This is a genomic window from Streptomyces sp. 7R007 (genome assembly GCF_054850255.1).
In genome coordinates this window covers 1-14,051 of the sequence record NZ_JBTWMV010000094.1, presented here as the reverse complement: position 1 = coordinate 14,051, position 14,051 = coordinate 1, and the positions used below count along the sequence as shown (strand labels likewise).

Here is a 14,051-nt window from a genome sequence, read left to right as displayed (position 1 = left end):
CCCAATCGGACGGGGGCAGATCGTTCACGGGCAAGGCCGAGTCCTGCGCGCCTGCCTGGCCTGAGCGAGCACGGTCCCGGCTCCAGTGGGCGGCGCGCACTGCCCCGCCCGGCCGACCGAAACCGCGACACCCCCTGCGCGAACGGTCGCTCCACACCCCCGCGCACCTCTTCGGCCACCACAACTCCTGCGCGGTCGACCCGACTTGCCCGAAGGTCTACGCGCTCCAGCTCGCTCCGGCCGACGAGGAGGCCGTCTTCGGCTCCTCCAGGTCGGGCGTCATCACCGGCGGGTCCGCACTCGCGCTGAGCGGCGCCCGGCGCGAAGGGCCCGGCGGCAGGCGACACCTGACCGGCCACCGGGCCCGCTCGGGAGGGGAGTTCAGCCCACCTGACAGGGCAGGGTGGTCGTGCTGTCGCCGCCGTCGCCGGAGACGACGTAGCCGAAGGTGGTGCTCTGGCCCGGACTGAGCGAGCCGTTCCAGTCGGCGTTGTGGACCATCACGTCCTGCCCGGTGTAGGTGGCGTTGCCGTTCCACAGGCTCGCGACCTGCTGGCCGCCGGGCAGCGTGAAGTCGACCATCCAGCCCAGCATCGGCACGTCGCCGGTGTTGGTGACGGTGACCTCGGACTGGTAGCCGCCGCTCCAACTGCCCGTCGTCTTGCGGGTGGCGGAGCAGGTGCCGGGGACGGGGTCGGTCGGGTTGCCCGGGTCGTGGATGCCCGTGACCTCGCCGTTGCCGCCGTCGAAGACGACGTCGGAGCAGGAGTAGAAGGTCTCCGCGCTGTCCGAGCGCTGCCAGACCATGTAGATGACGTGGCGCCCCGACTTGTTGCCGGGCAGCTTGCCGGTCCAGGAGTAGTTGGCCTCGACCGTGCCCGGGGTGCCGTTGAGCGGCGGGTGGTCGATCGTGAGGAACGGGGTGTCCTCGATGTCGTCCCAGGTCAGCGGCTTGGTGGGGTCGTAGCCGTCCTTGGTGATGTAGACGTAGAACCAACCCGGGTGCGCGGCCCAGGCGTTGTAGGAGAAGTCGACGGTGGCGCCCGAGGTGAGGTGGGTGACGGGCCAGTCGTCGCGCGGCAGGTTGAAGCCGGTGAAGTTCGGGTTGCCGCCGCTGCACAGCTCGCCGTCGGGCACGAAGCCGCGGGTGCGGCCGGCGCCGTCGGAGCGCAGCACGGAGAACCAGTTGTAGAACGGCGTGGTGCCGCTGACCTGCTGGGCCGCCTTGCAGGCCGGGTTGACGGGCTTGATCTCACCGGTGTCGGTGAGCGCGTCCTGCCAGCACAGGAAGGTGCGGCTGCCCGGTTTCATGGGGGTGCCGTGGGCCTCGGCGGGGACGCCGGCCGTCAGCACGAGGGCGAAGGCGGGGAGCGCGGCAAGGAGGGAGACCAGCACGAGGAGGAGGGCCCTGGTGCGGGTGGAGGTTAATCGCGGAGCGGGGCCTCGCATCGCTGTCTTCGATGTTCTTGTCAGGATCATGACAGATGGGTTCCTTCTGGTACGGCCGTACGGACGCGGGTGTACCGGATGAGCGGGGTGGGGGCGACCCAGGGGCGGCGGGTTCCGGTCCACCGGCATGGGAGCGCTCCCACCCCACCTGTCCGGCAAAGTAGCGCCGGTTGGGCCGGTTGTAAACCACTGGCGCGAGACGCGTGAGACGCCGCGCTCGGCACCCCTTCCTCTCCCGGCCGATCCGCCCCGGCCGATACTGCTGGTGTGGCAGAAGACGAAATTCGCAACGTGCACTTCAGGTCCCTCTATCAGCACGGCTTCGCGCGGGTCGCCGCCTGCACCGGGCACGCCGCCGTCGCCGAGCCGTCGGCCAACGCGGAGGCGGTGCTGCGGCAGGCGCGGCAGGTGGCCGAGGAGGGGGTCGCGCTCGCCGTCTTCCCGGAGCTGTGCCTGTGCGGCTACTCCATCGAGGACCTGCTGCTCCAGGACGCCGTGCTCGACGAGGTGGAGAGGGCACTGGAGACGGTGGTGGCGGGGTCGGCGGAGCTGCTGACCGTCCTCGTGGTCGGCGCGCCGCTGCGGCACCGCAACCGGATCTACAACTGCGCCGTGGTCGTGCACCGCGGGCGCATCCTCGGCATCGCGCCCAAGTCGTACCTGCCGAACTACCGCGAGTTCTACGAGAAACGGCAGATCGCGGCCGGTGACGACGAGCGCGGCGGCACGATCCGGGTCGGCGGGCGGAGCGTGCCCTTCGGCACCGACCTGCTCTTCGCGGCCGAGGACGTGCCCGGGCTGGTGGTGCACGCGGAGATCTGCGAGGACATGTGGGTGCCGGTGCCGCCGAGCGCGGAGGCCGCGCTGGCCGGGGCGACCGTGCTGGTGAACCTGTCCGGCAGCCCGATCACCGTGGGCCGCGCCGAGGACCGCAAGCTGCTGTGCCGCTCGGCGTCCTCGCGCTGCCTGGCCGCCTACGTCTACGCGGCGGCCGGGCTCGGCGAGTCGACCACGGACCTGTCCTGGGACGGGCAGACCATGATCTACGAGAACGGTGTGCTGCTCGCCGAGACGGACCGTTTCCCCCAGGGCGACCAGTACGCGGTGGCCGACGTCGACCTCGATCTGCTGCGCCAGGAGCGGCAGCGGATGGGCACGTTCGACGACAACCGGCGCACGCTCGCCGCGCGCACCGACGGGTTCCGGCAGGTGTCGTTCCGGCTGGACGCGCCCACCGCCGACCTCGGGCTGCGGCGCCGGGTCGAACGGTTCCCGTTCGTGCCGGCGGACGCGAGCCGGCTCGCGCAGGACTGTTACGAGGCGTACAACATCCAGGTCGCCGGCCTCCAGCACCGGCTGGCGGCGATCGGCGACCCCAAGGTCGTCATCGGGGTGTCGGGCGGGCTGGACTCCACGCACGCGCTGATCGTCGCGGCCCGGGCCATGGACCGCGCCGGGCGTCCGCGCAGCGACATCCTCGCCTTCACGATGCCCGGTTTCGCGACCGGGGAGCACACCAAGGGCAACGCCCACAAGCTGATGCGGGCGCTCGGGGTGACGGCGGCCGAGCTGGACATCACGCCGACGGCGCGGCTGATGCTCCAGGAGATAGGGCACCCCTTCTCGTCCGGCGAGCCCGTGTACGACGTGACGTTCGAGAACGTGCAGGCCGGGCTGCGTACGGACTATCTGTTCCGGCTGGCCAACCAGCGCGGCGGGATCGTGCTCGGCACCGGGGACCTGTCGGAGCTGGCGCTGGGCTGGTGCACGTACGGGGTCGGCGACCAGATGAGCCACTACAACGTCAACGGCGGTGTGCCCAAGACACTCATCCAGCACCTGATCCGGTGGGTCATCACGAGCCGGCAGTTCGACGACGAGACCAACGACACGCTGGCGGCGATCCTCGACACGGAGATCAGTCCGGAGCTGGTGCCGGGTGAGGAGCTCCAGTCCACCGAGTCGAAGATCGGCCCGTACGCGCTGCACGACTTCACCCTCTTCCATCTCCTGCGCTACGGCATGCGGCCCTCGAAGATCGCCTTCCTGGCGTGGCACGCGTGGCGGGAGAAGGACGCGGGGGCGTGGCCGCCGGGCTTCCCCGAGGCGGAGCGGACGACGTACGACCTGCCGGAGATCTGGCGCTGGCTGGAGTACTTCTGCCGTCGCTTCTTCGGCTTCGCCCAGTTCAAACGCTCGGCCATGCCCAACGGCCCGAAGGTCCTGGCCGGCGGCTCCCTCTCGCCCCGAGGCGACTGGCGCGCCCCGTCGGACAGCACGGCCCGGGCGTGGCTACGGGATCTGGAGCGCTGGGGGGTGCCGGGGGGCAGCGAGAAGTAACCGGGAGGGCACGAGAGGGGACCGGCCTCTCCTCGCCGAGCAGCCGCCCCCCTGTCTCCCGCCCCCTGCCCTCAGCGCACCCGGGCTCCGCAGTCCTCCGTCGGCTGACGGGCGGGGTGTGTCGGTGCGGGGGCGGGGGCGGCCGGGAGGGTGATGGTGAACTCGGTGTGACCGGGGGTGCTGGTGGTGTGGATGTGGCCGCCGTGGGCCGTGGTGATCGCCGCCGCGATGGCCAGGCCCAGACCGGAGCCGGACTGGCTGCCCCGGGCGCGGGTGCGCGCGGTGTCGGCGCGGCTGAAGCGTTCGAAGACCCTGGGCAGCAGGTCGGGCGGGATGCCCGGCCCGTTGTCGCGGACGCGGACCACGCAGTGCTCGCCGTCGGCCTCCACCTCGGCGACGACCGTCGTGCCCACAGGCGTGTGCACACGCGCGTTGGCCAACAGGTTGGCCACCACCTGATGCAGCCGCGCCTCGTCCCCGACGACCAGCGCCGGCGCCTCCAGGGCCAGCGACAGCTGCCACTCGTGCCCCTCCCCCGCCGCCCGCGCGTCCCACACCGCCTCGGCGACCACGGACGCGAGGTCGACCTCGGCGGTCTGCAGGGGCCGCCCCTCGTCCAGCCGCGCGAGCAGCAGCAGGTCCTCCACCAGCCCCGTCATCCGCGCGGACTCCGCCGACACCCGCCGCCACGCCAGCACCGGCTCGATCCGGTCCGTCCCGCGGTTCATCAGCTCGGCGTACCCGGCGATGGACGCCAGCGGAGTGCGCAGTTCGTGGCTCGCGTCGGCCAGGAAGCGCCGCATCCGCTCCTCGCTGTGCCGCACCTGCTCCTCGCTGCGCCGGCGTTCGGCGAGCGAGGACTCGACGTGGTCGATCATCCGGTTGAGCGCGGCGCCGACCTGCCCCGCCTCGCTGCCGGGGTCGGTGTCCCGTTCCGGCACCCGCGTCAGACCGGTGACCTCGCCCCGGCCCAGCGGTGCCCGGGAGACCTCGACGGCGGTGGCGGCCACCCGGCCGAGCGGCCGCAGCTGGCGTCGTATGACCACCGCGCACAGGGCGCCCGCGACGGTCAGCCCGGTCACCGCGACCGCCGCCTCGGCCACCACCAGGCCCCTGATCATGCTCAGCACGTCGTCCATCGGCAGCCCGGTCAGCACGCGCAGGCCGCCGGTGTCCAGCGCGGTGATCCGGTAGGTGCCCAGACCCGGCACGCTGACGGTGTGCCTGCGGCCGTCGGCCGTGATCCCCTCCAGGGCGTCGCGCTGGGCGGTGTTCAGGTTCTGCGGCGGGGCGTTCTGGCTGACGACGGCCGCGGAGAGGATCGTGCCCTTGTCGTCGAACCGGGCGGCGAGCAGTCCGACGGGGTGGCCGGTCTCGGTGAGGAAGGACAGGCCGGCCGCGTCCTCCGGGTGCAGCGCGGCGCCGCCCAGGCTGCGCTCGGCCGCGTTGTCGACCCGGGTGTCCAGGTCGCCCATGAGGTAGGTGCGTTGCAGGGCGGCCGTGGTCACCGCCATCGCCGCGCACACGACGACGAGGGTGGCGCCGATGAAGAGCAGCAGGCGGGTGCGCAGGGAGCGGCCGCCCGGCCGGGGGCTCATCTGCCGTCCCCCGCCGGCCTGATGGTGTACCCCGCCCCCCGTACGGTGTGGATCATCGGCGCCCGGCCCTTGTCGATCTTGCGCCGCAGGTTGGAGATGTAGACCTCGACCAGGTTGCCGCCGCCGTCGAAGGAACTGCTCCACACGTGGTCCAGGATCTGCGCCTTGCTCAGCACCTGCCGCGGATGGTCGAGAAGCAGCCGGAGCAGGTCGAACTCCTTGGCGGTGAGCGGGATGTGCGCCCCGGCGCGGTGCACCTCGCGGGTCTCCTCGGCCAGCACCAGGTCCCCGAGGACGCGGACCGACTCGTCGCAGGCGCTGTGCTCACCGCCCGCCCGTCGCAGCAGCCCGCGCAGCCGCAGGACGACCTCCGCCAGGGAGAAGGGTTTGGTGACGTAGTCGTCGGCGCCGTTGCCGAGCCCGTCGAGGCGGTGTTCCAGCGCGTCGCGGGCGGTGAGCATGAGCACCGGCAGCTTCGGCGTCTCGTGCCGCAGCCGGCGCAGCACCTGGATGCCGTCGAGGTCGGGCAGCATCCCGTCCAGCACGACGGCGTGCGGGGCGCAGGCGCGGGCGAGCCGGAGCGCGGCGCGGCCGTCGGCGGCCGGGTAGGGCTGCCAGCCCGCCTCGGCGACGGCGGCGGACAGCACGTCGGTGAGGGCGGGCTCGTCGTCGACGATCAGGACGCGGACGCGACCGGTCCGGGACACGGAGGTGCCAGTCATGTCCCGATCCTGTCCCGGTCCGCTGAGGGAACCCTGTGTTCCACCTTTGGGTGGGTGATGACATCGGACGGATACCACCGGACACGGCGAAGGGCCGCACCCCCGACATACGGGGATACGGCCCTCGACTGCTGTGCGTCGCCGCCTACTTGCGGATCAGGCTGCGCAGCACGTACTGCATGATGCCGCCGTTGCGGTAGTAGTCGGCCTCACCGGGGGTGTCGATGCGGACGACCGCGTCGAACTCGACGCCGGTGTCGGTGCCGACCTTGACCGTGCGCGGGGTGGTGCCGTTGTTGAGCTCCTCGACGCCGGTGATGGAGAAGGTCTCCTCGCCGGTCAGCCCGAGGGAGTCGGCGGACTGGCCCTCCGGGAACTGCAGCGGCAGCACGCCCATGCCGATGAGGTTGGAGCGGTGGATGCGCTCGTAGGACTCGGCGATGACGGCCTTGACGCCGAGCAGGGCCGTGCCCTTGGCCGCCCAGTCGCGGGACGAGCCGGAGCCGTACTCCTTGCCCGCGAGGACGACGAGCGGGATGCCCTGCTCGATGTAGTTGCGGGAGGCGTCGTAGATGAAGGAGACCGGGCCGCCGTCCTGCGTGAAGTCGCGGGTGTAGCCGCCCTCGGTGCCCGGCGCGATCTGGTTGCGCAGGCGGATGTTGGCGAACGTGCCGCGGATCATGACCTCGTGGTTGCCGCGGCGGGAGCCGTAGCTGTTGAAGTCGCGGCGCTCGACGCCGTGCTCCGTGAGGTACTTGCCGGCCGGGGTGTCGGCCTTGATGGCGCCGGCCGGGGAGATGTGGTCGGTGGTGACCGAGTCGCCCAGCTTGGCCAGGACGCGGGCGCCGGAGATGTCGGAGACCGGCTCCGGGTCCATGCCCATGCCCTCGAAGTACGGGGGCTTGCGGACGTACGTCGACTCCGGGTCCCACTCGAAGGTGTCGCCGGTCGGGATGGGCAGCGCCTGCCACTGGGCGTCGCCGGCGAAGACGTCGGAGTAGGACTTGTTGAACATGTCCTCGCCGATGGCGTTGGCGACGACGTCGTTGACCTCGGCCTCGGAGGGCCAGATGTCCTTCAGGAAGACCGGGTTGCCGTCCTGGTCGGTGCCGAGCGCGTCCTTGGTGATGTCCACCTTCATGGAGCCCGCGATGGCGTACGCGACGACCAGCGGCGGGGAGGCCAGGTAGTTCATCTTGACGTCGGGGTTGATCCGGCCCTCGAAGTTGCGGTTGCCGGAGAGGACCGAGGTGACCGCGAGGTCGTGGTCGTTGACGGCCTTGGAGACCTCCTCCGGCAGCGGGCCGGAGTTGCCGATGCAGGTGGTGCAGCCGTAACCGACCAGGTTGAAGCCGACCTTGTCGAGGTAGGGGGTCAGGCCCGCCTTGTCGAAGTAGTCGGTGACGACCTTGGAGCCCGGGGCGAGGGTGGTCTTGACCCACGGCTTGCGGGTCAGGCCCTTCTCCACGGCCTTCTTCGCCACGAGCGCGGCGGCGACCATGACGTAGGGGTTGGAGGTGTTGGTGCAGGAGGTGATCGCGGCGACCGTCACGGCGCCGTGGTCGATCTCGTACGTCGAGCCGTCGGGGGCGGTCACGGTGACCGGGTTGGACGGGGTGCCGTTCGGGATGGTGGAGGGGGCGTCGGAGCCGGGGAAGGACTCCTTGCTGGCCTCGTACTCGTCGTTGACGTAGTTGCGCACGTCCTGCTTGAACTGCTCGGCCGCGTTGGCGAGGACAATGCGGTCCTGCGGGCGCTTCGGGCCGGCGATGGAGGGCACGACCGTGGAGAGGTCGAGCTCCAGCTTCTCGGAGAAGTCCGGCTCGGCCTTCGGGTCCAGCCAGAGGCCCTGCTCCTTGGCGTACGCCTCGACGAGGGCGACCTGCTGGTCGCTGCGGCCGGTCAGACGCAGGTAGTTGAGGGTCTCGTCGTCGATCGGGAAGATCGCGGCGGTGGAGCCGAACTCCGGCGACATGTTGCCGATGGTGGCGCGGTTGGCGAGCGAGGTGGCGGCCACGCCCTCACCGTAGAACTCGACGAACTTGCCGACGACGCCGTGCTTGCGCAGCATCTCGGTGATGGTGAGCACCAGGTCGGTGGCGGTGGTGCCGGGCTGGAGCTCACCGGTGAGCTTGAAGCCGACGACGCGCGGGATGAGCATGGAGACCGGCTGGCCGAGCATGGCGGCCTCGGCCTCGATGCCGCCGACGCCCCAGCCGAGGACGCCGAGGCCGTTGACCATGGTGGTGTGCGAGTCGGTGCCGACGAGGGTGTCGGGGTACGCCTGCCCGTTGCGGACCATGACCGTGCGCGCCAGGTGCTCGATGTTCACCTGGTGGACGATGCCGGTGCCGGGCGGGACGACCTTGAACTCGTCGAAGGCGGTCTGGCCCCAGCGCAGGAACTGGTAGCGCTCGCGGTTGCGGCCGTACTCCAGCTCGACGTTCTGCGCGAAGGCGTCGTTCGTGCCGAACTTGTCGGCGATGACGGAGTGGTCGATGACCAGCTCGGCCGGGGCGAGCGGGTTGATCTTCGCGGGGTCGCCGCCGAGCTCCTTCACGGCCTCGCGCATGGTGGCGAGGTCCACGACACAGGGAACGCCGGTGAAGTCCTGCATGATCACGCGGGCCGGCGTGAACTGGATCTCCTGGCTGGGCTGGGCCTGCGAGTCCCAGTTGCCGAGGGCGCGGATGTGGTCGGCGGTGATGTTCGCGCCGTCCTCCGTGCGGAGCAGGTTCTCCAGCAGGACCTTGAGGCTGTACGGCAGGCGGGCCGAGCCCTCCACCTTGTCCAGCCGGAAGATCTCGTACGACTCGTCGCCCACCTGCAGCGTGCTGCGGGCGTCGAAGCTGTTCGCCGACACGACAGTCTCCTTCATTGATGTGCGCGTACTCACCACGATCCTGCCGCCACGGCATCCCGACCGATCCGCTAAGGTAAGGCTAAGTTAGGTAAGCCTTACCCCAGACTGGTGTGGCGTGCGGCTGCGGTGCTCCTCGGCAGATATCTCGATGTCGAGATAACTCTAGTACATGGGGCCCGGATGGTCATGCGCGCCCTGCTGTTGTCCTGCTCTCAGCGGCAGACCGTCGTCCGGCTCCCGGGGCAGGCCGGGACCCGGACCCCGGCGTCCGGGTCCGGGCCCCGCGCGGGCCGGCTCACGCCTCCTCGTCGCCGGCCTTCCCTGCCTCGGGCAGCCGTGCCCGGATCTCGTCCATCACCGACGAGTCGGTGAGCGTGGTGACGTCACCCAGGGCGCGGTTCTCGGCCACGTCCCGCAGCAGGCGGCGCATGATCTTGCCGGAGCGGGTCTTGGGCAGCTCGGCGACGACCATGATCTGCCGGGGCCGGGCGATCGGCCCGATCTCCTTGCCGACGTGCCCGCGCAGCTCGGCGGCCACCTCCCCGGCGTCCCGCTGCCCGGCCTCGCCGCGCAGGATGACGAAGGCGACCACGCCCTGCCCGGTCGTCGGGTCGGTGGCCCCCACCACGGCGGCCTCCGCGACCAGGGGGTGGGAGACCAGGGCGGACTCGACCTCCGTGGTGGAGATGCGGTGGCCGGAGACGTTCATGACGTCGTCGACCCGGCCCAGCAGCCAGATGTCGCCGTCCTCGTCCTTCTTCGCGCCGTCCCCGGCGAAGTACATGCCGGGGAACCGGGACCAGTAGGTGTCGACGTAGCGCTGCTCGTCGCCCCAGATGGTGCGCAGCATCGCCGGCCAGGGATCGGTCAGCACCAGGTAGCCGCCCGATCCGTCCGGCACCGGCTTGCCCGTGTCGTCGACGACGTCCGCCCGCACGCCGGGCAGCGGGCGCAGGGCGGAGCCGGGCTTGCAGGTGCTCACGCCCGGCAGCGGGCTGATCATCTGGGCGCCGGTCTCGGTCTGCCACCAGGTGTCCACGACGGGACAGCGGTCGCCCCCGATGTGGCGCCGGTACCAGATCCACGCCTCCGGGTTGATCGGCTCGCCGACCGAGCCCAGCAGCCGCAGGGAGGTGAGGTCGAAGCCGTCCGGGATGTCGCCGCCCCACTTCATGAAGGTGCGGATCGCGGTGGGGGCGCAGTAGAGGATCGACACGCGGTACTTCTCGACGATCTCCCACCAGCGGCCCTTGTGCGGGGTGTCCGGGGTCCCCTCGTACAGCACGGAGGTGACGCCGTTGGCGAGCGGGCCGTACACGATGTACGAGTGGCCGGTGACCCAGCCGATGTCCGCCGCCGTCCAGAACACGTCCCGCTCCGGCTTGACGTCGAACACCGCCCAGTGCGACCAGGCCACCTGGGTGAGATAGCCGCCGGTGGTGTGCAGGATGCCCTTGGGGCGGGCGGTCGTGCCGGAGGTGTACATGATGTACAGCGGGTGCTCGCTGTCGAACGCCTCCGCCTCGTGCGCGGAGGACTGGGAGTCCACCAGGTCGTGCCACCACACGTCCCGGCCGTCGGTCCAGTCGACCTCCTGCCCGGTGCGCCGGACCACCAGCACGCTGCGCACGTCCGGGCACGCGCGCACCGCCTCGTCCACCGCGGGCTTCAGCGCCGAGGGGTTGCCCCGGCGGTAACCGCCGTCCGCGGTGATCACCACGCGCGCGTCGCAGTCGACGATCCGGCCGCGCAGCGCCTCGGCGGAGAAGCCCCCGAAGACCACGGTGTGCGGGGCTCCGATGCGGGCGCAGGCCAGCATCGCCACCACGGTCTCCGGGATCATCGGCATGTAGATCGCCACCCGGTCGCCGGCCCGCACGCCGAGCGAGAGCAGGGCGTTGGCGGCCCGGCAGACCTCGTCCGTCAGGTCGGCGTAGGTGAGGGTGCGGGTGTCGCCCGGTTCGCCCTCCCAGTGGAAGGCGACCCGGTCGCCGAGGCCGGCCGCGACGTGCCGGTCCAGGCAGTTGTACGCCGCGTTCAGGCGTCCGCCGGTGAACCAGCGGGCGAACGGGGCGCGCTCCCAGTCCAGCACCTGCTCCCAGGGCCGCGCCCAGTGCAGCCGGCCGGCCGCCTCGGCCCAGAAGGCCAGGCGGTCGGCGTCGGCGCGTGCGTAGTCCGCCGCGGTGGCGTTGGCCGCGGCGGCCAGCTCCGGGGGCGGCGGGAACCGTCGCTCCTCCCGGAGCAGGTTGGAGAGTGTCTCGCCACCGGTGTCGGTCATGCGTGGGCTCCGAACGGCCCGCGGTGGCGGGTGCGGCGCGGCCGCAGGTGATCACCGAGGTTGGGGAAGACCGGCACCACGGCGCGCTGGTAGGTGGAGTTGGTGACGCCGGCGAAGGACGCGTACCAGGCGCACACCGCGGTCACCAGACCGAGCCAGCCGCCGGCCTTGAGGGTGTTCGGGGACTGCGCGAAGTCCGCGACGGACAGCACGATGAACGTCGCCGACAGGGTGACGAACACGGCGAGGACGGCCCCCGTCGTGCGGGTCGCGGCGACGGTCATGTAGACCGTGAAGACCGCCCACACCAGCAGGAACAGGCCGCTGGCCTGGTGCGCCGTGGAGGCCGGCAGGTCACCGGCGACGAACTTGGCGTACGCGGCGTACGACAGCCAGAAGGCGCCGTAGGAGGTGAAGGCGGTACCGGCGAAGGTGTTGCCCTTGCGCAGCTCCCACATGCCGGCGAGCAGCTGGGCCAGCCCGCCGTAGAAGAGGGCGAGCGGCAGGACGACGGCGACCAGCTTCTTGTCGTCGATCAGGTCGGCGTTGAAGGTGCTCAGGACGAACGTGGTCGCGGCGAAAGCGGCGAGGCCGAGCGGGCCGGGATCGGCGACGGGGGCTGCAGAGTTCGTGGTTAGGGTGCTCATCTGCGATCCCTCCTGTGATCCAGATCACATGGATGTAAACCCACCGTACGAAGTGCACCTGTATGTACGAAACAAACATCCGGCAAGGCATCGCCGAACGGTCCCCGGCGTGCGCCGAACGGCGTCCGCCGCCCGCCGACACGCACGGTCGACCCTTGAGCACGCACGGTCGGGGTAGCCGAGAGGTGTCCGAACCCCCCGTCGAAAGGAGGCGCGATGCCCCTCACGTTCCGCAAGAGCTTCCGGATCCTGCCCGGCGTACGGCTCAACATCAACCGGCACTCCTGGTCCATCACCACCGGCGGCAGCCACGGACCCCGGCACACGCACAGCAGCACGGGCCGCCGTACGACGTCGATGGATCTGCCCGGGCCCTTCGGGTGGCGGCGCACCCGTACCGCAAAGCGGCGTTGACGGACCGTCAGGGGCGGCGGGGGGCGTCACTCGAACAGACCCCCCAGAATGCCCCATCTCATATCTGAGATAGCCTCAACCCCATGGCAGACGATTACCTCGTACGTATCGGCAAGCTCATCCGTGACGCCCGTCAGCACCGGGGCTGGACCCAGGCGCAGCTGGCGGAGGCGCTCGGCACCAGCCAGAGTGCCGTCAACCGCATCGAGCGCGGGAACCAGAACATCAGCCTTGAGATGATCGCTCGGATCGGTGAGGCGTTGGAGAGCGAGATCGTCTCTCTGGGGTACGCGGGGCCGATGCACCTGCGGGTGGTCGGCGGGCGCCGGCTGTCCGGGGCCATCGACGTCAAGACGAGCAAGAACGCGTGTGTCGCGCTGCTGTGCGCCTCCCTGCTCAACAAGGGGCGCACGGTGCTGCGCCGGGTGGCCCGCATCGAGGAGGTCTACCGCCTCCTGGAGGTGCTGGGCTCCATCGGCGTGCGCACCCGGTGGATCAACGACGGCGTCGACCTGGAGATCGTGCCCCCGGCCGAGCTCGACATGGGGGCCATCGACGCCGAGGCGGCCGTGCGCACGCGGTCCATCATCATGTTCCTCGGCCCGCTGCTGCACCGCATGGACCGCTTCAAGCTGCCCTACGCCGGCGGCTGCGACCTCGGCACCAGGACCATCGAGCCGCACATGATCGCGCTCAGGCGGTTCGGGCTGGAGGTCGCGGCCACCGAGGGGCACTACCACGCCGAGGTGGACCGGTCCGTGCGTCCCGACCGGCCCATCGTGCTGACCGAGCGCGGGGACACGGTCACGGAGAACGCGCTGCTGGCCGCCGCACGGCACGACGGCGTCACCGTCATCCGCAACGCCTCCTCCAACTACATGGTCCAGGACCTGTGCTTCTTCCTGGAGGCGCTCGGCGTCAGGGTCGAGGGCATCGGCACCACCACCCTCACCGTGCACGGCGTGCCGGAGATCGACGTCGACGTCGACTACTCCCCCTCCGAGGACCCGGTCGAGGCGATGAGCCTGCTGGCCGCGGCGGTCGTCACGGAGTCCGAACTCACCGTGCGCCGGGTGCCCATCGAGTTCCTGGAGATCGAGCTCGCGGTGCTGGAGGAGATGGGCCTCGACCACGACCGCACGGCCGAGTACTTCGCCGACAACGGCCGTACCCGCCTGGTCGACCTGACGGTCCGCCCCTCCAAGCTGGAGGCGCCGATCGACAAGATCCACCCGATGCCGTTCCCGGGCCTGAACATCGACAACGTCCCCTTCTTCGCGGCGATCGCGGCCGTCGCGCAGGGCAAGACCCTCATCCACGACTGGGTCTACGACAACCGCGCGATCTACCTCACCGACCTCAACCGCCTCGGCGGACGTCTGCAACTCCTCGACCCGCACCGGGTGCTGGTGGAGGGCCCGACCCGCTGGCGGGCCGCCGAGATGATGTGCCCGCCCGCGCTGCGGCCGGCGGTGGTCGTCCTGCTGGCGATGATGGCCGCCGAGGGCACGTCGGTCCTGCGCAACGTGTACGTCATCAACCGCGGCTACGAGGACCTCGCCGAACGCCTCAACTCCATCGGGGCGCAGATCGAGATCTTCCGGGACATCTGAGCCCACGGAACCCCGCGGGGGGGGGGGGGGGGGGGGGGGGGGGGGGGGGGGGGGGGGGGGGGGGGGGGCGGGGGGGGGGCGGGGGGGCGGGGGGGGGGGCCGGCGCGCGGGGGCCGGGCGCCGCCGG

The 14,051-nt window shown here is 71.1% G+C and carries 9 protein-coding genes; 3 read left to right on the top strand and 6 right to left on the bottom strand.

Annotated features, from left to right (window positions below; all coding sequences use genetic code 11):
• Positions 1–381 precede the first annotated feature (381 nt).
• Complete coding sequence (locus ACYF6T_RS43230; protein WP_461703465.1) at positions 382–1,479, bottom strand: lytic polysaccharide monooxygenase; 1,098 nt, start codon at positions 1,477–1,479, stop codon at positions 382–384.
• Between the two features lie 261 nt (positions 1,480–1,740).
• On the opposite strand from ACYF6T_RS43230, the gene ACYF6T_RS43225 reads away from it, so the two are divergent.
• A complete protein-coding gene (locus tag ACYF6T_RS43225; protein WP_461703466.1) occupies positions 1,741–3,789 on the top strand; it encodes an NAD(+) synthase in 2,049 nt (682 codons plus the stop codon).
• A gap of 71 nt (positions 3,790–3,860) precedes the next feature.
• Here ACYF6T_RS43225 and ACYF6T_RS43220 read toward each other — a convergent pair whose 3' ends face one another.
• The 5 genes from ACYF6T_RS43220 to ACYF6T_RS43200 form a co-directional block, all read right to left on the bottom strand.
• Positions 3,861–5,387 (bottom strand): sensor histidine kinase, encoded by a 1,527-nt coding sequence (locus ACYF6T_RS43220; RefSeq protein WP_461703464.1) that lies wholly within the window; start codon positions 5,385–5,387, stop codon positions 3,861–3,863.
• Positions 5,384–6,109 (bottom strand): response regulator transcription factor, encoded by a 726-nt coding sequence (locus ACYF6T_RS43215; protein ID WP_461703463.1) that lies wholly within the window; start codon positions 6,107–6,109, stop codon positions 5,384–5,386. Before ACYF6T_RS43215 ends, ACYF6T_RS43220 begins: the two co-directional genes overlap by 4 nt.
• A gap of 145 nt (positions 6,110–6,254) precedes the next feature.
• A complete protein-coding gene (gene acnA, locus ACYF6T_RS43210) occupies positions 6,255–8,972 on the bottom strand; it encodes an aconitate hydratase AcnA (protein ID WP_461703462.1) in 2,718 nt (905 codons plus the stop codon).
• A gap of 295 nt (positions 8,973–9,267) precedes the next feature.
• The gene (gene acs / locus ACYF6T_RS43205; protein WP_461703461.1) at positions 9,268–11,250 is read right to left on the bottom strand and encodes an acetate--CoA ligase; all 1,983 of its coding nucleotides are present in this window, start codon (positions 11,248–11,250) and stop codon (positions 9,268–9,270) included.
• The gene (locus tag ACYF6T_RS43200) at positions 11,247–11,897 is read right to left on the bottom strand and encodes an acetate uptake transporter (protein WP_461703460.1); all 651 of its coding nucleotides are present in this window, start codon (positions 11,895–11,897) and stop codon (positions 11,247–11,249) included. The genes acs and ACYF6T_RS43200 overlap by 4 nt, the downstream gene beginning before the upstream one ends.
• A 216-nt stretch (positions 11,898–12,113) precedes the next feature.
• On the opposite strand from ACYF6T_RS43200, the gene ACYF6T_RS43195 reads away from it, so the two are divergent.
• Both ACYF6T_RS43195 and ACYF6T_RS43190 read left to right on the top strand, forming a co-directional pair.
• A complete protein-coding gene (locus tag ACYF6T_RS43195) occupies positions 12,114–12,311 on the top strand; it encodes a DUF4236 domain-containing protein (protein WP_461703459.1) in 198 nt (65 codons plus the stop codon).
• Between the two features lie 83 nt (positions 12,312–12,394).
• On the top strand, positions 12,395–13,924 hold the full coding sequence (locus tag ACYF6T_RS43190; protein ID WP_461703458.1) for a helix-turn-helix domain-containing protein: 1,530 nt from the start codon (positions 12,395–12,397) through the stop codon (positions 13,922–13,924).
• Positions 13,925–14,051: the final 127 nt, after the last annotated feature.

Coding starts and splice junctions, on each gene's coding strand:
- ACYF6T_RS43230 (WP_461703465.1), bottom strand. CDS start 1,479: ATGATCCTGACAAGAACATCGAAGACAGCGATGCGAGGCCCCGCTCCG.
- ACYF6T_RS43220 (WP_461703464.1), bottom strand. CDS start 5,387: ATGAGCCCCCGGCCGGGCGGCCGCTCCCTGCGCACCCGCCTGCTGCTC.
- ACYF6T_RS43215 (WP_461703463.1), bottom strand. CDS start 6,109: ATGACTGGCACCTCCGTGTCCCGGACCGGTCGCGTCCGCGTCCTGATC.
- acs (WP_461703461.1), bottom strand. CDS start 11,250: ATGACCGACACCGGTGGCGAGACACTCTCCAACCTGCTCCGGGAGGAG.
- ACYF6T_RS43200 (WP_461703460.1), bottom strand. CDS start 11,897: ATGAGCACCCTAACCACGAACTCTGCAGCCCCCGTCGCCGATCCCGGC.
- ACYF6T_RS43195 (WP_461703459.1), top strand. CDS start 12,114: ATGCCCCTCACGTTCCGCAAGAGCTTCCGGATCCTGCCCGGCGTACGG.
- ACYF6T_RS43190 (WP_461703458.1), top strand. CDS start 12,395: ATGGCAGACGATTACCTCGTACGTATCGGCAAGCTCATCCGTGACGCC.